16 protein-coding genes are annotated in these 19,120 nt (G+C 68.6%); 9 read left to right on the top strand and 7 right to left on the bottom strand.

What is annotated here, in order from left to right; genetic code table 11:
• Nucleotides 1–166 precede the first annotated feature (166 nt).
• The 3 genes from OG381_RS11505 (at nucleotide 167) to OG381_RS11495 (ending at nucleotide 3,468) form a co-directional block, all read left to right on the top strand.
• Complete coding sequence (locus OG381_RS11505; RefSeq protein ID WP_327716015.1) at nucleotides 167–1,198, top strand: PP2C family protein-serine/threonine phosphatase; 1,032 nt, start codon at nucleotides 167–169, stop codon at nucleotides 1,196–1,198.
• 276 nt (nucleotides 1,199–1,474) lie between these two features.
• Nucleotides 1,475–2,815, top strand: a complete 1,341-nt coding sequence (locus OG381_RS11500) for a transcriptional regulator (RefSeq protein ID WP_327716014.1) — start codon at nucleotides 1,475–1,477, stop codon at nucleotides 2,813–2,815.
• Nucleotides 2,816–2,922: 107 nt separating this feature from the next.
• Nucleotides 2,923–3,468: an NUDIX hydrolase gene (locus tag OG381_RS11495; protein ID WP_327716013.1), complete on the top strand. Its 546-nt coding sequence runs from the start codon at nucleotides 2,923–2,925 to the stop codon at nucleotides 3,466–3,468.
• A 23-nt stretch (nucleotides 3,469–3,491) separates the two neighbouring features.
• Here the strand turns inward: OG381_RS11495 and OG381_RS11490 are convergent, their stop codons facing one another.
• Together OG381_RS11490 and OG381_RS11485 are read right to left on the bottom strand one after the other, a co-directional pair.
• Entirely contained in the window at nucleotides 3,492–3,749 is a 258-nt protein-coding gene (locus OG381_RS11490) for a hypothetical protein (protein ID WP_307033096.1), read from the bottom strand.
• A 236-nt stretch (nucleotides 3,750–3,985) separates the two neighbouring features.
• Nucleotides 3,986–4,846 carry a 3-hydroxybutyryl-CoA dehydrogenase gene (locus OG381_RS11485; RefSeq protein WP_327716012.1) on the bottom strand — a complete coding sequence of 287 codons (861 nt, stop codon included), beginning with the start codon at nucleotides 4,844–4,846 and terminating at the stop codon, nucleotides 3,986–3,988.
• Between the two features lie 168 nt (nucleotides 4,847–5,014).
• Here OG381_RS11485 and OG381_RS11480 point away from each other — a divergent pair, with 168 nt between their 5' ends.
• Complete coding sequence (locus OG381_RS11480; RefSeq protein ID WP_327716011.1) at nucleotides 5,015–6,244, top strand: glycoside hydrolase family 10 protein; 1,230 nt, start codon at nucleotides 5,015–5,017, stop codon at nucleotides 6,242–6,244.
• Nucleotide 6,245: 1 nt separating this feature from the next.
• Here OG381_RS11480 and OG381_RS11475 read toward each other — a convergent pair whose 3' ends face one another.
• Complete coding sequence (locus OG381_RS11475; RefSeq protein WP_327716010.1) at nucleotides 6,246–6,440, bottom strand: DUF1918 domain-containing protein; 195 nt, start codon at nucleotides 6,438–6,440, stop codon at nucleotides 6,246–6,248.
• Nucleotides 6,441–6,532: 92 nt separating this feature from the next.
• Nucleotides 6,533–7,447, bottom strand: a complete 915-nt coding sequence (locus OG381_RS11470; protein WP_327716009.1) for a DMT family transporter — start codon at nucleotides 7,445–7,447, stop codon at nucleotides 6,533–6,535.
• Between OG381_RS11470 and OG381_RS11465 the strand changes: the two genes are divergently transcribed.
• Nucleotides 7,446–8,906, top strand: a complete 1,461-nt coding sequence (locus tag OG381_RS11465; RefSeq protein ID WP_327716008.1) for an aminotransferase-like domain-containing protein — start codon at nucleotides 7,446–7,448, stop codon at nucleotides 8,904–8,906. The two genes, OG381_RS11470 and OG381_RS11465, sit on opposite strands and share 2 nt — an antisense overlap.
• On the opposite strand, the gene OG381_RS11460 is transcribed toward OG381_RS11465, so the two are convergent.
• On the bottom strand, nucleotides 8,903–9,508 hold the full coding sequence (locus OG381_RS11460; RefSeq protein ID WP_327716007.1) for a DUF6461 domain-containing protein: 606 nt from the start codon (nucleotides 9,506–9,508) through the stop codon (nucleotides 8,903–8,905). The two genes, OG381_RS11465 and OG381_RS11460, sit on opposite strands and share 4 nt — an antisense overlap.
• 81 nt (nucleotides 9,509–9,589) lie before the next feature.
• On the opposite strand from OG381_RS11460, the gene OG381_RS11455 reads away from it, so the two are divergent.
• Together OG381_RS11455 and OG381_RS11450 are read left to right on the top strand one after the other, a co-directional pair.
• A complete protein-coding gene (locus OG381_RS11455; protein WP_327716006.1) occupies nucleotides 9,590–10,015 on the top strand; it encodes a GNAT family N-acetyltransferase in 426 nt (141 codons plus the stop codon).
• Nucleotides 10,016–10,137: 122 nt separating this feature from the next.
• The gene (locus tag OG381_RS11450; protein ID WP_327716005.1) at nucleotides 10,138–10,731 is read left to right on the top strand and encodes a histidine phosphatase family protein; all 594 of its coding nucleotides are present in this window, start codon (nucleotides 10,138–10,140) and stop codon (nucleotides 10,729–10,731) included.
• A gap of 701 nt (nucleotides 10,732–11,432) precedes the next feature.
• On the opposite strand, the gene OG381_RS11445 is transcribed toward OG381_RS11450, so the two are convergent.
• On the bottom strand, nucleotides 11,433–11,897 hold the full coding sequence (locus OG381_RS11445) for a DUF6314 family protein (RefSeq protein ID WP_327716004.1): 465 nt from the start codon (nucleotides 11,895–11,897) through the stop codon (nucleotides 11,433–11,435).
• Nucleotides 11,898–12,033: 136 nt separating this feature from the next.
• Here OG381_RS11445 and OG381_RS11440 point away from each other — a divergent pair, with 136 nt between their 5' ends.
• Nucleotides 12,034–14,508: an alpha-L-arabinofuranosidase C-terminal domain-containing protein gene (locus OG381_RS11440; protein ID WP_327716003.1), complete on the top strand. Its 2,475-nt coding sequence runs from the start codon at nucleotides 12,034–12,036 to the stop codon at nucleotides 14,506–14,508.
• Nucleotides 14,509–14,565: 57 nt separating this feature from the next.
• Here the strand turns inward: OG381_RS11440 and OG381_RS11435 are convergent, their stop codons facing one another.
• Nucleotides 14,566–14,718, bottom strand: coding sequence for a hypothetical protein (locus OG381_RS11435; RefSeq protein ID WP_327716002.1), 153 nt, complete (start codon nucleotides 14,716–14,718; stop codon nucleotides 14,566–14,568).
• A gap of 705 nt (nucleotides 14,719–15,423) precedes the next feature.
• Here OG381_RS11435 and OG381_RS11430 point away from each other — a divergent pair.
• Complete coding sequence (locus OG381_RS11430; RefSeq protein ID WP_327716001.1) at nucleotides 15,424–19,083, top strand: hypothetical protein; 3,660 nt, start codon at nucleotides 15,424–15,426, stop codon at nucleotides 19,081–19,083.
• Nucleotides 19,084–19,120: the final 37 nt, after the last annotated feature.

The raw sequence follows: 19,120 nt of genomic DNA, 5'->3' as shown, positions 1-19,120 counted from the left end.
CGGGTGCGGGTGAGCTGTGACTGGTCGCGGCGCGTGCAGTCACCTCACTCAATCGAGTGACATTTCCTGGTGATCTGGTCCTTCCGGGTCATGCTGTCGACAGAATCGGACCGGCCCTTCGGGGTCGGTCCTTCTGTGCTGTCTGGGCCTATTGGGGGCCATCGGCATGATCCGTATCAGGGGTCGGCTTCCCCGCAGGGTGCTCTCGCTGGGGTTACCCACCGCGTGGGGGGCCGTGGCGGTCTCGTACAAGCTGACCTGTCCGCTCGCCCAGCAGACCGGCTTCGAGGCACGCCTCGCGACCAGTGCCGTGTTCTTCGTCGTCGGCACCGGGCTGATCCTTCACGTCCGGCACGCGCTGCTGCGTGAACTCCGGCAGATCCGGCAGGTGGCCGGTGCCGCGCAGAGTGCCCTGCTGCGACCGCTGCCGCCGCGCGTCGAGGGGCTGGACATCGCCGCCGCCCAGCTCTCCGCGGACCGCGGTGCCTCTGTCGGCGGTGACCTGTACGAGGTGATCGCCACCGAGTACGGCGTACGGGTCGTCATGGGTGACGTCCGTGGGCATGGGCTCGCCGCTCTCGGCACCGTCGCCGCCGTCCTCGGCAGCTTCCGTGAGGCGGTCCATGACGAGCCCGAACTCGGCGGTGTGCTGCGCCGGTTGGAGCGCGCGCTGGGCAGACATCTGCGCGAGCGGGCCCGGGACGACGACCCGGTCGCCGAGGAGTTCGTCACCGTACTGCTTCTGGAGATCGGCCGGGACGGCGACGTATGCGCACTGAACTGCGGCCACCCGTGGCCGTACCTGCTGAGCGGCGCCCGGGTCGCCCCCCTGACCCGAGCGGACCCCCTCCCTCCACTCGGACCGTTCCCCCTCCCACCCGAACTGCCGCCCGTGCACTGCGGATACTTCCTCCCCGGCGAGACCCTGGTCCTCCACACGGACGGGGCGGAGGACACGAGAGACGCTCATGGCCGGTTCTTCTCCCTGCCCGGGGCTTTGGCGAAAGCTGCCGACGGTGCTCCTCAGGCGGTACTCGGTACGGTCTTCGCAGGCCTGTTGCGCCATGCGGCGGGAACCCCCACGGACGACATCGCCCTACTGGTACTGCGCAACGAGCGTTGCCAGGGGCATGCCCCAGGGGCGCGGGGAACTGCGCGACCAGCCACATCACAGCCGCAGCCGACAACGCACCTTTAGGCACCCGGCGATCAGTCGTGCGGCCAAGCCGGCGGCAGCCGTCCGCCCTGCCACGGAGTGTCGGGCAGGCAGCTGGGCGGACGGCGCGGAGACGGGCCGCCGCACTGTACGAGGGGGAGCCGGCGGCCCGGCCGGCCTCTTGCGAGGCATTTCAGTCAACCGGCTGGAAACTCTCCGCGACAGTGCGCGCACGCTACGGATTCGAGCACTCCGTTCACACCCCGTGTGAAGCCACACCCACTACTCTGACGGCACCGAGCCATCCGGGGGGCATATATGCAGCCCAACACTCTGCTCGACGCGATCCTGGACGAAGCGGGAATCTCGCACGCGGGGTTGGCCGCACACGTGAACCAGGCCGGACGTGCGCGCGGGCTCGCGCTCCGGTACGAACACACCGCCGTAGCGCGGTGGTTGAAGGGCCAGCGACCCCGCGGTCAGGTGCCCGACCTGATCTGCGAGGTGCTCGCCGCCCGGCTGCACCGCACCGTCAACCTCGACGACATCGGCCTCGGTGTCCCCGGTGAGCCCTCCGCCCCGCACGTCACCTCGCTGTCCGGGTTCGTGGAGCGGGCCACCGCGCTGTGGCGCTCCGACGAGCAGCAGCGGCCGCACATACTGGGCGCCCCCGCCGTCACCGGCACGCCCGCCGTCATGCCGGTGTGGGAGTGGGAGAACCCGCCCGAGGACGTCGATGTGTCGCGCGGAGGGCGGCACCGGGTCACCGCCGGCGACCTGGAGATGCTGCGCGCCGCCCGTACGCACTACGAGCAGATGTACCGCAAGGCCGGCGGCATCGCGACCCGCACCCGGATCGTCGGCTTCCTCAACGCCGAGGCCGCCCCGCTGCTGCGCGGCAGCTACACCGACGAGACGGGTCGTCAACTGCACCGGGCCACGGGCGGGTTGGTGGCCGTCGCCGGGATCTGTGCCTACGACTCCGACGCGCACGGTCTCGCCCAGCGGTACTTCCATCAGGCGCTGCGCCTGGCGAAGGCCAGCGGGGACAGGGGGCTCGGCGCCTATGTGATTGCGCTCCTCGTCAACCAGTCGCTGTTCATGCGGGAGAACCGGCAGGCCGTCGCCTTCGCGGAGGCCGCGCTGCGTGCAGCGGGCCGGCACATCACCCCCGCGCTCGCCTCCGACCTGTACGCGATGCAGGCGAAGGCGTACGCGCACCTCGGCGACGGCACGAGCGCGCTGTCCTGCATCCGGCGTGCCGAGCAGGCCGCCGAACGCATCCGGCGGGGATACGAACCCGACGAAACCGGCTATGTCCAGCCGGGGTTGGTCAATGTCCAGGTGGCGGAGGCGCTGCTCAGCCTCGGCGAGCTGGTGGCGGCGCGCGAGCATGCCTCCCTGGCCGTCGACAATCCGGCCCACGACCGGGGCCGGGTGCACCGGCTCGCGATGCTCAGCACGATCGAGCTGCGCCAGGGCAACGCCGACAAGGCGGTGGCCACCGCGGTGCAGATGGCCGAACAGGCCCGCGGGATGGAGTCCCAGCGTCTGCGCGACAGACTCCGCGCGGTACGCGAACACCTGGTCCGCAGCGGCTGTGCGGGCACCTCCGAAGCGGCCGAGCTCATCGACGGAGCTCTGCGCGTACCGCTGTAAACCCCTGTCGAGACACTGCGCCGCGGCGGTGCGAGGCCGTTCTGCGTCTGCTGCCGAACTGCTCCTGCTGCGATATTGCCACTTACTCAGCGGAAGGTGGCAGAACCGTGCAGTGGACGAAACAGAACGAACAAACTGTGTATGAAAACCGCTGGTTCAGCGTCAACCTCGCGGATGTCGAGCTGCCGGACGGTCGGCATCTCGATCACTTTTTGATACGGCTGCGGCCCGTCGCCGTGGCCACGGTGGTGAACGAGGCCAACGAGGTCCTCCTCCTGTGGCGCCACCGCTTCATCACCGACAGTTGGGGGTGGGAACTGGCCGCGGGCGTCGTCGAGGACGGCGAGGACATCGTGTGCGCGGCCGCCAGGGAACTCGAGGAAGAGACCGGCTGGCGACCGGGACCTCTGCACCACCTCATGAGCGTGGAACCGTCCAACGGACTCACCGACGCCCGGCACCACATCTACTGGGCCGAGGAGGGCCAGTACATCGGACACCCCGTGGACGACTTCGAGTCGGACCGCCGGGAATGGGTCCCCCTCAAGCTCGTCCCCGACATGGTCGCCCGCGGGGAGGTCCCGGCCGCCAACATGGCGGCCGCACTACTCCTGCTGCACCATCTCAGGCTCGGGCAGGACGCTGTGCCCTGAATCCCCCCACCGCGTCCCGCGCTCTAGTGTCCGATGGCCTGCCAGACCGTCGCGATCAGCGCGCCCACGGCCGTGACGGCCGCGACGGCGGGCAGGGGCCAACGGGCGTGTTCCAGTACGACGATGCGTGCGCTGAGGTCGTCCAGTTCCTTGTCGGTCTCCTCCGTGCGATGGCTGAGCAGAGCGAGCCCTCCCTCGACGCGCGCGTACGCGACATCGAGTCGGCGGCGTAACTCTGCGAGTTCTCCATGGACCACGGGATGCTCCGGGTCGGCGGTCACTGGTCCGCTCCTTTCCGTAGTCGTCACATCCCTTGCATGCGCATGAGGAGTCAACTCGCCTGGTGGGCGCGTGGGGAGCGTGTGCGACAGGCATATGCGGGCCCGGCGCGCACACGGTGTGTGAATACGGCGGGCCCGGCGCTCCGAAGAGTGCCGGGCCCGTGTTCGTCGCACTGTGTCATCAGCACCCTGTAACGGGCACTGTGCACACGGCCGGGAGATGTCAGGCGACGCGGTCAGCCGTAGGTGTAGAAGCCGGAGCCGGTCTTGCGGCCCAGGCGGCCGGCGTCGACCATGCGCTGGAGCAGCGGGGGAGCGGCGTAGAGCGGCTCCTTGTACTCGTCGTACATCGAATTGGCGATGGAGACGATCGTGTCCAGACCGATCAGGTCCGACAGCTTCAACGGGCCCATCGGGTGGGCGCAGCCCATCTCCATGCCGTTGTCGATGTCCTCGCGGCCCGCGATGCCCGACTCGAACATCCGGATGGCGGAGAGCAGATACGGCACGAGAAGCGCGTTGACCACGAACCCGGAGCGGTCCTGGGCGCGGATCGCGTGCTTGCCGAGCAGCTTCTCGGCGAAGGCCTGGGCGCGGCTGATCGTGCCCTCGGACGTGGTGAGCGCCGGGATCAGCTCGACGAGCTTCTGCACCGGGGCCGGGTTGAAGAAGTGGATGCCGATGACGTGATCGGGGCGCGAGGTGGCGACCGCCAGCTTCACCAGGGGGATGGAGGAGGTGTTGGAGGCGAGGATCGCGTCCGGGCGCGTCATGACCTGGTCGAGCACCTGGAAGATCTCGGTCTTCACCTGCTCGTTCTCGACGACGGCCTCGATCACCAGATCGCGTTCGGAGAACTCGCCGAGGTCGGTGGTGAAGGACAGGCGCGCCAGGGTCGCGTCGCGCTCCTCCTCGCTGATCTTGCCGCGTTCGGCGGCCTTCGTCAGCGAGTTGAACAGCCGGGTCCGGCCGATCTCCAGGGCCTCACCGGTGGTCTCGGCGACCTTCACGTCCAGTCCGGAACGGGCGCAGACCTCGGCGATGCCGGCCCCCATCTGGCCGCAGCCCACTACTCCGACGCGCTCGATGTCGGTCACATCGTCCCTTTCGCTGGTCTACGGACTGTCCAGGGGTCTCTTTGTGGAGATGCCCTGCTCCGTTCGTGCACGTTACTGGAAAGTATCGATGATCGATCGGCGGGGTCGGGCATCCTGGGCGCGAACGGTCCGCGGTCGGGCGGATCCGCCGTGTTTCGGGGTGTACGGATGGGGCGTTTGTCACGCCGGGCGTTCGGACTGGCCGTGCTGTCCACGGTCACGACAGCGTCGGGCACCGCGTCGGCCGCACCGGCCCGCCGGCCGCGCGAGGTCCGGGAGACGCGGGGCGTCTGGATCGCCAGCGTGGCCAACCGCGACTGGCCCTCCAGGACCGGGCTGACCGCCGCCCAGCAGCGCGCCGAGCTGATCGCGCACCTCGACAAGGCGGTGGCGGACCGTCTCAACACCGTGATCCTCCAGGTACGGCCCACCGCGGACGCGCTCTGGCCCTCGCCGTACGAGCCCTGGTCGCAGTACCTCACCGGCACCCAGGGCACGTCCCCCGGCTGGGACCCGCTCGGCACGGCCGTGCGGGAGGCGCACGAGCGGGGCCTGGAGCTGCATGCCTGGTTCAACCCCTACCGTGTCTCCATCCAGGCGGACCCGACGAAACTGGTCGCCTCCCACCCCGCCTGCCGGAACCCGGAGTGGGTGGTGGCGTACGGCGGGAAGCTCTACTACAACCCCGGGCTGCCCGAGGTCCGCTCCTTCGTGCAGGACGCGATCCTGGACGCGGTGGAGAAGTACCCGGTGGACGCGGTCCACTTCGACGACTACTTCTATCCGTACCCGGTGGCGGGCCAGACCTTCGACGACGACGCGGCCTACGACGAGCACGGCGGCGGCTTCGCCACCCGGGCCGCCTGGCGGCGGGACAACATCGACCGACTGGTGCGGGAGACCGCGGCCCGCATCCGGCAGACCCGGCCCGCCACCCGCTTCGGCATCAGCCCCTTCGGGGTGTGGCGCAACGTCGCCACCGATCCGCTCGGCTCCGAGACGCGGGCGGGTGTGCAGTCCTACGACGACAACTACGCGGACACCCGCAAGTGGGTCCGCGAGGGCTGGATCGACTACCTCGTGCCGCAGCTCTACTGGAACATCGGCTTCGCCGCCGCCGACTACGCGAAACTGGCGCCCTGGTGGGCGGAGGTGGCGCGGGGGAGCAGGACGAAGCTGTATCTGGGCGAGGCCCTGTACAAAGCGGGGGATCCGGCCCAGCCGGCCGCCTGGCAGGACCCCGCCGAACTGTCCCGGCACCTCACCCTCGCCAAGGACCACCCGGAGCTGTGCGGGCATGTCTTCTTCGCGGCCAAGGAGGTGTCGGCGGATCCCGTCGGCGCGATGGCGCGCGTGGTCGCCGACCACTACCAGCAGCCGGCGAGGCCTTCACGCTGACCTAGTGCGCGGTGTCCTTGTGACGGATCTCGGTGTCGGGGCCGGGCGAGCACACGCCCACGTGCCCGTCCTCGAAGCGGACGCGGAACGGGGGGTTGCCCCCTTGCCCCATCACTTCGACGATCTCGCCGATCTTGTCGTGCTGTCCGACCACCCTGCCGTGCTGCACAAGCTGGTCGCCCACGGTTGCAAGCATCTGCGGGTCCTCCTCACGAGGTGCGGGAGCAGCGGTCCGAGGCCTTGAGTTTACGGCGCGGCGGCCCGGTTGGACCGTCCCGTGCGCGCCGCTCAGCCTCGCGCCCGCTGGGTGACGGCGATGCAGACGAGTACCGCCGCGGCCGTCAGCGGGGCGGCCACCGTCAGGTGCTCACCCAGCAGCAGCACTGACCACACCAGTGTGAGCAGGGGCTGGGCCAACTGCAACTGGCTGGCCTTGGGGATGCCGATCATCGCCATGCCCCGGTACCAGACGACCAGACCGAGGAACTGCGAGCCCGCCGCGACCCACAGCAGTCCGGTCACGCTGTGCGCGGTGAGGTGCACGGGTTCGTACGACAGGGCCACCACGGTCGCGGGCACGGAGAACGGCAGGCACAGCACCAGCGCCCAGCCGACGACCTGCCAGCCCGGTATGACCTTGGCCAGCCGGCCGCCCTCGGTGTAGCCGGCCGCGCACACCAGCAGGGAGCCGAAGAGATACAGGTCGGCGGAGGTGAGGGCGCCACCGCTCTGCTGCACGGTGAAGGCGAGGACCGCGGCCGCGCCCGCGAGGGCGGCCGTCCAGAAGGTACGGGACGGGCGGGTGCCCATGCGCAGGGCGGAGAACGCCGCCGTGGTGAGCGGGAGCAGGCCGACCACCACGGCGGCGTGGGAGGTGGTCGAGGTCCGCAGCGCGAGAGTGGTGAGCATCGGGAAGCCGACGACGACACCGCCGGCGACCACCGCGAGCCCCGCCCAGTGGCGGCGGGCGGGAACGGGAACACGCAGCGCCAGCAGACAGGATCCGGCGATCAGCGCGGCGAGCACGCTTCGCACCCCGACCAGTGACCAGGGCCCGAAGCCCTCCAGACCCCATGCCGTCGCGGGGAAGGTGAGGGAGAAGGCGACGACGCCGAGGGCGGCCACCAGGGTGCCGGCGGTGGTGTTCGGCTTGGTGCCGACCGCTATCGTGATCGGGTCAGTAGCGCTACTCTGTACTCTCATGCAAGAGCGTAGCAGCGTCGATGAGCTGGCGGAACGGCTGAGAAGTGAACTGAACCGCTACTCTGCTGGTGGAAAGCTCCCCTCCAGCCGGACCCTGGTCGAGCAGTACCGGGTGAGCCCGGTGACGGTCTCCCGGGCGCTGGCGCAGCTGGCCGCCGAGGGGCTCGTCGTCACCCGGCCCGGCGCCGGGGTGTTCCGGGCGGTACCGCGGACGACGGCCGCGCCGGTGGGGGACACCTCCTGGCAGGAGGTGGCGCTGAGCGCGGACGCCGCCACCGACCTCGTGCCGCGCTCGGTGGACGCGAGCGGTGTCCTGGTCTCCCTCACCGAGCCGCCGCCCGAGGTGATCGAGTTCACCGGCGGCTATCTGCACCCCTCGCTCCAGCCCGAGCAGGCACTCGCCGCCGCGCTCTCCCGCGCCGCACGCCGTCCCGGCGCCTGGGGCCGGCCGCCCATGGAGGGGCTGACGGAGCTGCGCTCGTGGTTCGCGCGGAGCATCGGCGGCTCCGTCACGGCGGCGGAGGTGCTGATCGCCGCCGGCGGGCAGTCGGCGCTGACCATCGCGCTGCGTGCGCTGGCCGCTCCCGGGGCCCCGGTGCTCGTCGAGTCGCCCACCTATCCCGGCCTGCTGGCGATCGCCCGAGCGGCCGGGCTGCGGCCCGTGCCCGTCCCGGTCGACCCGGACGGGGTCAAGCCGGAGCTGCTGGCCGACGCCTTCCGGGCAACCGGCGCCCGGGTGTTCGTCTGCCAGCCGCTGTTCCAGAACCCGACCGGCGCGGTCCTCGCCCCCGAACGCCGGGGCGAGGTGCTGCGCATCGCGCGCGAGGCCGGCGCGTTCGTCGTCGAGGACGACTTCGTACGACGGCTCGTGCACGCGGACGCGGGCGAACTGCCGCGTCCGCTGGCCGCCGAGGACGCCGACGGGGTCGTCGTCCACGTGTGCTCGCTGACCAAGGCGACCTCGCCCAGCTTCCGGGTGTGCGCGCTCGCCGCGCGGGGCCCGGTGCTGGAACGGCTGCGCGCGATCCAGGTCGTCGACACCTTCTTCGTGCCGCGTCCCTTGCAGGAGGCGGCGCTGGAACTCGTGGGGTCGGCCGCCTGGCCGCGCCATCTGCGGGCGATCTCCACGGACTTGAAGACGCGCCGGGACGCCATGACCACGGCGCTCGGCCTCCACCTCCCCGAACTCGCCCTCCCGCACGTCCCCTCGGGCGGCTACCACCTCTGGCTGCGCCTGCCGGACGGTTCCGGGAGCACCCAGGCTTTCGGCTCCAGGAGAGAGGCCGCGCTGACGGCGGCCGCCCTGCGCGCGGGGGTCGCGATCACCCCCGGCCGCCCGTACTTCAGCGCGGAGCCACCGGCGGGGCATGTGCGGCTGAGCTTCGCGGCGGTGGCGGGGGTCGGGGAGATCGCGGAGGGGGTACGGCGGTTGCGGCAGGCGGCGGACGAGGTGCTCTAGCCGACCGGGGCGATACCGCACCTGAACTCGGCGGAGGCGAACAGCTCAGGCGTCAGGCGTACGCCGGTGAGGCGGTGCGCCAGCGCGAAGGACGCCTCGGTGTGCGGGCCGAAGTCCCGGTCGTCGGTGTCGCGCAGGTCGAAGCCCGACTCCCGCATCTCCGCGAGGAGTCCGTCGGGACGGCTGCCGTCGCGGGCGTTGGGGAAGAGTGGCTGGAAGTGCAGGCGTATGTCGCCGTCCTCGAACCAGTAGAAGTCGTCCACCGCGTTGACGTTGCGGAAGTGGGAGACCACTCGGCGCCCGCGCGAGACGGGGAGCATGGCCTCGGGAGTGACGCCAAGGTAGCCGTTGAACTCGAGCATCAGCGCCCAGCCGTCCAGGGTCGCCGCGCCCACGAATAGCCCGCCGTCGTCGGACGCGTCATAAGACGGGTCGGCCAGCAGGTCGACGCCGGTCAGCCGGCCCGCGGGCTCGGCCTTGAGCTCTTCCAGCAGTTCGTCGGCCGTGAGCCCCCGGACCAGGGTGACGCAGTACGCCTGCATCAGGAGCTCGTACCGCTCCTTCAGCCACGTGTAGTCGGCGGGGCCCGTGATCTCGGTCATGGACTCAGCCTCGCATCCGGCACTGACAACGCCCCCGGGAAACCGTTCGACCCGGACCTCCCGCCCTGCGAGGATCCCGGCATGAACGACCTCGCCGCCGGCTACGAGATCTCCACCGACCCCGATCGTATCGACGCCGCCCGCGTCCACCACTGGCTTTCCACCGACGCGTACTGGGCGCTCGGCCGCCCCCGGGAGAAGCAGGACAGGGCGATCGGGGGATCGCTCAACTTCGGGGTCTATGAGACGGCTTCGGGGGAGCAGGTGGCGTATGCCCGGATCATCACCGACCGGGCCACTTTCGCGTGGCTGTGCGATGTGTACGTCGATCCGTCCGTGCGGGGCAAGGGGATCGGGACCGCGCTCGTCGATGCCGTACGCGAGGAGCTGCGGCCGTACGGGCTGCGCCGCATCCTGCTCGCCACGCATGACGCGCACGGGGTGTACGAGAAGGCCGGCTTCGCGCCGCTCGCGAACCCCGATCACTGGATGGCCTACCTCTACTAAGGTCCCTCGTTTCTGGTGAGTTGTCCGGCAGGTCCTGACCTTGCAGTAAGGTTCCGCCAACCCTGCGTAACTCCCGGGTAACACCTCTTGACCTGCGCACTTTCTCCACTCACCATCGCCGCATGTCACTTCGGGTCACATTCGTCGCAGCCGCCCGCAGCTCCCCGCTGCTCGCGGAGCGCTTCGAGGACGACCGGCCGCTCGACCAGGCCGGCTGGGACGAGGTGCAGCGCGCCGCGGGGAACCTGCTGCCGCTGGCCGCGGCCGAACTGCGCTACTGCTCACCGACCCCGCGCAGCCGTGCGACCGGGGACGCGCTCGGCTACGCCCCGCTCGTGCAACTCGCCCTGCGGGACTGCGACATGGGCCGCTGGCGCGGGCTGACACTGGGCGAGGCGATGGCGCGCGAACCGGAGGCGGTGGACGCCTGGCTGGCCGACCCGCGCGGCATCCCGCACGGCGGTGAGTCGCTGCTGGCCTTCATCTCCCGCGTCGGCGGCTGGCTCGACACCCGGCCCGTGGACGACGGCGGCCGTATCGTCGCCGTCGCCGAGCCCTCGGTGGTCCGCGCCGCGGTGGTGTACGCCCTCAAGGCGCCGCCGTCGACGTACTGGAACATCGACGTCCGCCCCCTCTCCACGACCACCGTCACCGGCCACGCGCGCCGCTGGAACCTGCGCTTCGACGGCACCCAGGCCCAGCCGACACGGGCGTGAGCTCGGCGGGTGCTCCGCCCGCGGTGCCGTGCCCCGAGTCGTCGCATCGGGGATGCGGTTCTGACTCCGCCTGACGGCTCGTGCGCCCAGGCCTTGCGGACGTGAAGCCAGGCCTTGCGGGCGTGACTCGGGTCGTCGCGGGTGGCGTCCGTAGCCCCGTTCGGTGCGGTGCCGGTCCTCGCGGGTGTGAAGCCAGGCTTGTGAGTGTGGCCTCGGCCCTTCCTTGGGGACGTGGCTCGGGCCCTCGGGGATGTGGTTCTGACTTCGCCTGACGGCTTGTGCGCCCAGGCCTCGTGGACGTGAAGTCTGGCCTTGCGGGCGTGGCTCGGGTCGTCGCGGGTGGGGTCCGGGGCCCCGTTCGGTGCGGAGCCGGCCCGGCCGTCGCGGGTGTGAAGTCAGGCCTCGGGGATGTGGCTGGGGCCCTCGGGGATGTGGTTCTGACTCCGCCCGACGGCTTGTGCGCCCTGGCCTCGCGGGCGTGAAGCCGGGCCTTGCGGGTGTGGCTCGGGTCGTCGTGGGTGGGGTCCGCATCCCCCGTTCGGTGCGGTGCAGGCCCGGCCCTCGCGGGTGTGAAGCCAGGCTTGTGAGTGTGGCCTCGGCCTTTCCTTGGGGACGTGACGCGTGCCGCGCGCTCGCGGTCCGGCCTTCGCAGGCGTTGCCCTCGGGTCGCGACGCGTGTCCGTGGCCCGTGAGTTCAGCGCTCAGCCTTCGCCTGATCCGGCGCGCGTCTCGCGTGCGTACTCGGTCGTGAGGACGAGGTCCTTGGTGGGGCCGCCCACTCGCCACACCGTGCGCCAGTGGTGCTGGTCGAGGACGGTGAACTCGCCGCGGTAGAGGTCGGCCGCGCAGGGGTGGTCGGTGATGTGGTGGCCGGAGGTCAGGTCCAGGTCGTGGAAGTAGCGGCCGTCGGTGAAGCGGACCTCGGCCTCGGACGGCGAAGTCCCGGGCAGGAAGCGCAAGGTGCGCTCGGCGGGGCGGGTGACGCCCTGCCAGGTGAAGGTGCCGGATTCCTGGTGCAGCAGCCCTTCGCCGTCCCATGGGCCGAAAACCGTCGTGCCCGAGAAGTGCCCGGCGTCCCCGCTCGCCAGGTCCCGCACGGAACGTTCGACCCGCCAACTCCCGGCCAGGTACGTCAGTACCTCCGGCACTGGCCAGAATCCGCCCACTCGTTCCTCCCTTCCGACACTTTCGGTACCGCGCGACCCGTTGACCTCGCGAATCCTCCTCCCTATCTTGCCGTTCGAAGTGTTGATCAGCGTCTGATATGTCGAACAGCACCCCCGATCGAGCCGCGGAGCATCCATGTCACGCACCCGCTGGAGATTCGGCCTCGCCGCCACCGCGTTCCTGGTGACGGCCGGTCTCATGCCGGCCCCCGCCCATGCCGAGGACACCGCCGACTACGCCATCACCGTCGACCCCACCGCCAAGGGGGCGAAGATCGACGACACGATGTACGGCGTCTTCTTCGAGGACATCAACCGGGCCGCCGACGGAGGCCTGTACGCCGAGCTCGTCCAGAACCGGTCCTTCGAGTACTCCACGGACGACAACCGCTCGTACACCCCCCTCACCTCCTGGACCGTCGACGGCACCGGACAGGTCGTGAACGACGACGGCCGGCTCAACGCGCGCAACCGCAACTACCTCTCCCTGGCCGCCGGTTCGGCCGTGACCAACGCCGGATACAACACCGGCGTCCACGTCGAGGAGGGCAAGAAGTACGACTTCTCCGTGTGGGCCCGCGCCGAGAGCGGCACGGCCCTCACGGTCTCGCTCCAGGACGCCGACGGCAGCCTCGCCACCGCCCGCCGGGTCGCAGCGAAGGGCGGCTGGGCCAAGTACAAGGCCACCTTCACCGCCACCCGCACCAGCAGCAACGGCCGCCTGACCGTGGCCTCCTCGGCCGCTGCCGCCCTCGACATGGTCTCCCTCTTCCCGCGCGACACCTACAAGCACCAGGCGAACGGCCTGCGCAAGGACCTCGCCGAGAAGATCGCCGCCCTCCACCCGGGCTTCGTGCGCTTCCCCGGCGGCTGCCTGGTCAACACCGGCTCGATGGAGGACTACAGCGAGGCCTCCGACTGGCAGCGCAAGCGCTCCTACCAGTGGAAGGACACCATCGGCCCGGTCGAGGAGCGCGCGACCAACTCCAACGTCTGGGGTTACAACCAGAGTTACGGCCTCGGCTACTACGAGTACTTCCGCCTCTCCGAGGACATCGGCGCCATGCCGCTGCCCGTCGTCCCCGCCCTGGTGACCGGCTGCGGCCAGAACCAGGCCGTCGACGACGACGCACTGCTCAAGCGGCACATCCAGGACACCCTCGACCTCATCGAGTTCGCCAACGGCCCGGTCACCTCGACCTGGGGCAAGAAGCGCGCCCGGATGGGCCACCCCAAGCCCTTCCACCTCACCCACATCGAGGTCGGCAACGAGGAGAACCTCCCGGTCGAGTTCTTCGCCCGCTTCAAGGAGTTCCGCGCCGCCATCGCGGCCAAGTACCCGGACATCACCGTCATCTCCAACTCCGGCCCCGACGACGCCGGTTCGACCTTCGACACGGCCTGGCAGCTGAACAAGGACGCCAAGGTCGACATGGTCGACGAGCACTACTACAACAGCACGCAGTGGTTCCTGCAGAACAACGACCGCTACGACTCCTACGACCGCGGCGGTCCGAAGGTCTTCCTCGGCGAGTACGCCTCCCGGGGCAACGCCTTCAAGAACGGTCTCGCCGAAGCGGCCTTCATGACCGGCCTGGAGCGCAACGCGGACGTCGTCAAACTCGCCTCGTACGCCCCGCTGTTCGCCAACGAGGACTACGTCCAGTGGCAGCCGGACCTCGTCTGGTTCAACAACCACGCCTCCTGGAACTCCGCCAACTACGAGGTCCAGAAGCTCTTCATGACCAATGTCGGCGACCGCGTGGTGCCCTCCGCGGCCACCGGGACACCGTCGCTGACGGGCCCCATCGCGGGTGCGGTCGGCCTGTCGACCTGGGCGACCACGGCGGCGTACGACGACGTGAAGGTGACGGACGCCGACGGCAACGCCCTGCTGAGCGACGACTTCTCCGGTGACGCCTCGCAGTGGACCCACACCGGCGGCGGCAGCTGGAGCGTCCAGGACGGGCAGTACGTCCAGACCGACGTGGCCGCCGAGAACACCATGGTCTCGGCCGGCGACACCAAGTGGCACGACTACGACCTGCATGTGAAGGCCACCAAGAAGTCCGGCAAGGAGGGCTTCCTCGTCGCCTTCGGCGTCAAGGACACCGGCAACTACTACTGGTGGAACCTCGGCGGCTGGAACAACACCCAGTCCGCCGTCGAGCAGGCCGTGGACGGCGGCAAGTCGACGCTGATCTCCAAGGCCGGGTCGGTCGAGACGGGCCGCGCCTACGACATCGACATCAAGGTGAGGGGCCGCCAGGTCACCCTGTACCTCGACGGACAGGAGTGGGGCAGCTTCACCGACGACAAGCCGGCCGAGCCGTTCCGCCAGGTCGTGACCAAGGACAAGAAGACCGGCGACCTGATCGTCAAGGTCGTCAACGCCCAGTCCACGGCGGCCCGCACGGCGATCGACCTGGGCGGCGCCAAGGTCGCGTCCAAGGCCCGCGTGACCACGCTGACGGCGGACCCCGACGCGGTGAACTCGGAGACCGAGACACCGGTCACGCCGGTGAAGTCCACGTTCGACGGGGTGGCGCGCGAGTTCACCTACACCTTCCCGGCGAACTCGATCACCTTCCTGCGGATCGGACAGCGCTAGCGGATCCCGGCGGGCGCGGGCGACACCGGCCCGCACCCGCCGGGCCTCCCGCGCCCCTCAGGCACCCTCGCGGCCCCGGAACCAGCCGCGCCCGGACGGCGGCGGGTGGGGGAGCGGCTCCGGGGTGCCCAGCCCGTCGAACGGCGGCAGGGCCTTGAAGCGGTCGTCGAAGGTGCTCGTGGGCGTGATCCGGTGCAGGGCGGCGCGCACGAGGGTGAGCGGATGGTCGGGGAAGTGGGCGTCCCCCTGTTCGTGGTCGCGGCACCCTCGGCGGCCTGCACCTTCGCGACCGTGCCGGACGCCGCCCTCGGTACGGTCCAGGAGCCGAGGAACGCCTGCCCGGGCCGGCTGCCCAGCAGCATCCTGACCAGCTGGATCACCGCCGGGACGCCGTCCACGGCGCCGGGCACCGCCTCGATCAGCCCGCCACCGGCCCCGGCCACGAGCTGGCGAGCCCCGCCCCGAGTCGTCGCGGCTCGTCCAGCGAGGCCGGCAGGTCCGGGACCAGCGGGAAGAAGTGGACCGGCTGGGCGAGCCCCGCCGCGTCGGTCAGCAGCCGGTTACGCGAACCCTCGGCTCTGGCGTGTGACCGAGAACTTTAGTTGGCGAATCATGGACTGAGACGCGCAGGTCGGGAGCGCGTGGAGAATCCTTGTTGGCAAATCATGAGAGACATAGTTGGCGAATCATGAGCTTGGATGCTCACTGTGAGTGAGTGACGGGGTGAGCCGGTTCCTCGTCGGCGATGCCGAGCGCCTGGTGAACTCGATCCCGTAGGCGCCGGACGTTCGGGGTTGGGAAGAGGCGTCCGTTGTCAGTCCTGGGCGCTACCGTGACGCACGGAGGCGCTTGTTGCTGGTCGCAGTGATTTCTTCGGCTGCATCAAGGATCGTCCGCCAGCCCTAGGAGACGCGCATGACCGCTGCCCGCTTGACCGGCCGCCCTTGGCGCGATGTAGATGGCCCCGTGCTTGTCGCGTCGGCAGCCGCTCTGCAGTTGATTCCTCAGAACATTCCGCGCCTTGTGAGGCTTCAGCGCCTTGCTTCCATCGGGGCGTGCCTCCCCAGCCGTCCGGATGCACCCCGGCTGTCACCCAGCAAGCTCCGAGCGCTGCTCAAGGATCCCCTGGTTAGCGGCTCTCAGATCCGTGCCCAAGAAGACTTGTACGACGACCTGTACACCGCCGAGGTTTCCTTCCACGGCGGGCCATGTCTCGTCGCGCAAGGACTGACATCACGGTGTGCTCACACCCTCGATCTCATGCTGCGGAGCATCCTCGGGCCTGATGGACAGGCTGGATTGCCGGCGCAGTTCGTCAAGGAGACACAGTTGTGGGCGCACACGGCATTGAGGTTGAGCGACGCCATGCTGCGTCGGGCCGGGCTTCACCGGGGTATCGCTCCGCCGGAGCGACACAGTGACGAGGTGTTCGTTCCGGGAGAGAAGACCCTCACCGCCCTGCGGCAAGCCGTCCGCTATCGCTTCACGGACCTGTCTGACCTGCTGCCGGCCAGTTCCGCCGATCTCCTCGCTGGATGGGGTATCCGGCCGGGCGAGCACACGCTCACCACGGGACCAGAGCCGGACGATGGACTCGTAGTCAAACCTCTTCTCCTCATGGAAGATGGCTTGATCGTCGCAAATCCAGCCGAACTGGTTACGGCGCTGCGCCATGAACTCATCGTTCAAGCCGGGTTGCACGCATGCCGACCCCAGCTTGCGCGCCTACTGTGCTATCAGGCGATGAGAGACACCAGCCGCCTTTTGACGTTGTGTGGTGCAGTCCCGACAGGGCCGGCTCAACAGGTGGGTGACAACCTGATCACCCGCCGCACCTTCACGTTTGCTGAGGACAAGATCCTCGACCTTGCCGTGGTCATGGATGACCTGTCCGACTACGACGAGACCAATCCGGCAGGTCACTGGCCCATCCGGGATCTTGGTCTGCGGGTGCAGAACGTCATTGACCCTGTCGGCCCGCCTCTTCCCGAGGACGCGTGCACTCTTCGCCTCATCATCAACGAAGGCGTGGGCCGATCCTCGTTCTTGGGACTCGCGGACCAGCGTCGCACCGGCCCGGTCGTCGTGACCTCTCTCAGCGACCTTCAGGTCATGGCAGAGCTGGATGGCTCAGACCCCTTGTTCCTATGGCGATTTGCGCAAGCCGAAACGGAGTTGCACGAGACGACTCGTGTGCAGTCGTGGAGCGCACTGGACAACTACGGGCTCTTCCGGAGCTGTGAGTACAGCTACTACGTGTCAGACGACGCGAGACCTACGATGCTTCTCGTCGAACAGGACCACTCTCGAGCGCTGCGCATTGAAGTTCAGCAACGCTACGACCGTCATGACGTTCCCAGCCCGCAGAGGCCTGTCTTCGTGCCGGTGGTCTCCGTATACGGCACGTCTACTGCGCCGATCTATCGACCTCTTCCAGACGTACCCGAGGTGGGGAGACTCGTCGAAGTCTTAGACGTAAATGTGTGGTTGGGTGCTGGCGACCATGAGGTTGCCGACGGGCTGGAGGGTTTCCATCACCTGACGGTAGAAGCAGCAGCCTTCTGGACCTGGCAGATTTCCACCGCCCGCCCCGAGCTCTTGCCGCTAGCCGCGTCTACGGGCGAGCTGTACGTGAGCCTTTCCTTCGACGATCCCTCAGCGTGGCGGGCTGCGTTGGACGGCAATCCTGGTACAGAAAGTGAACGTCCCTGGGTCGGCGTCCGTGGCGCCGAACCTGGGCTCGTCGATCTGCGCCTCTACGCGGAGGGCATGGCCAGCCTTCTCGCAGACGCAAATGGAGCCGACCGCATCCTGCTACGAGCCCTGCTTGGAGGCATCACGCAAACCGCCGGATTGGCTGACGAGGATCTTGACGCGCTCGTCGATCAACTGGCGCCCGAGGGTCCCAAACAGATGTTGCACGTCGAACTGAACCCATGCCTTCCGCTGCGCCCCGGTCCACTCCCTACGGCTCGACTGGTACAATCTGCCGCTTCCGCCACGGTTCTTGACGAACTGGGTCGGTACCTCGATAGCGCCGGTACGCCAGTGGGGACCATCCCCTCGGAGAAGCGTACCCAGGTTCTGCAGAAGGTCGTGGGGCACTACTTCGCGCTCATCGAGGATATGGTGGCCGGTCTGGCGGCCGAGGGACTCGTCGAGTCGCTGATTTTGCGGCACGAAGCGCTCCTGTACGACGAGGCCTTCAATGACCAGATCCTCCCATCGCGCATCGCCTGCTTCGGAGAGGCAAGCCAGCCGGCCGAGAACCTTGTCAGGACCACCAAGCGCCAAGTGGAAGCTGCTCAGGCCAGTCGATTCCTCATCGAATACGTCGCTGCCCAACCTCCCAGTGGAGACTCGTCACTCACCCTGGACACGTACGACCACCTCATGGCGTTGTCTGCAGAACTCATCTCTCGTGCCACTCTCTCGGAAGCCATTCACCACGACTTCTCAGAGGCTCAACTTGCCTTATTGGCCTCCGGCCGACTCGGTGTCTCCCGCGGCGACCAATACGAATCAGGCTCCAACGCCCTTGCTACAGCCCGAGCAGAGGCACTCCTGCTTACGGCACCGACTCGTCATTCCCGCCGGGGATCCGGGCCCCAAGGGCCCACCGCACCAGTAGAAGAAGCAATGGTCGCCGAGTTCGGCTTCTCTCTCACCGACTTGGCCCAGGGCGTCGGCGAGGTCATCGCTCTGGGGGATGAACGCTGCCAGTCAGAGCCCTACACCCTTGCAGAGTCGGTTGTTGCCGATCACTTGTCCACGACGCTGCACTGGGAACATGAGAAAGCGCAGACCTTCCTCGATCAGCTCACACTGCGTCCCCGGGCCAAGTTCCTTTCTGTCAACTCCGATGCGTGGCCGTGGCGCTACAACCGTGAATGGTCGTACGTTCGACGCCCGCTTATCCGCGTGGGCACAGGGGACGGCTCTCAACTCGTCTGGGGAGCCAGACACACTTGGAGCAGTGGCTCGTATTGGGTCAACCTCATCTACTCCGGACGATTGCGCAGCACATCATCAGCGATGAAGAAACTGCTGGGAGTGATTCGGCAGGACGAGAACAAGGCCTTCGAAGCGCATGTCGTCGAAACACTCAGGGCTGGAGGCTGTTCCATCGCTGTCAGGGGTGTCTCTAAAATCGCGGGACGTAGACTCGTGTCGGCCGAGGGGCACGATCTGGGCGACATCGATGCGCTTGGTATCAACGCGGCTAGACGTGTGATCATCGTTATTGAAGCCAAGGATTTCGAGATGTCACGTAATCCGACCGAAATGGCCAACGAAGCCGATGCGCTATTGCGCGGCGACAAAAGCGCTCTCTTCAAACTTGGTCGCCGCACAGCGTGGGTACGCCAGAACCTTGGGGCAACGTTGACTCACTTCCTCAGGGATCGCGATACCACCAGCTGGACTGTTACATCCGCCATCGTCACCAGCAGGGATCTCATGGCTCCCCGAGTGCTTGCCTCCAGCGTGCCAGTAGTCCCTATCGGCGAATTCGAGCAGTGGGTCGCCGCAGAGCTTGTTCGGGACAAGCGAGGAAATGGGCGACGCCGCTCTTGATCTGGACCACTATGTATGGGATCGAGGGGGCGCCGTC

Origin of the sequence: Streptomyces sp. NBC_00490, from assembly GCF_036013645.1 — a bacterium.
GTDB lineage: Bacteria > Actinomycetota > Actinomycetes > Streptomycetales > Streptomycetaceae > Streptomyces > Streptomyces canus_F.
Note: the sequence above shows the minus strand (reverse complement) of the source record. Positions and strands in the feature narration are given on the sequence as shown.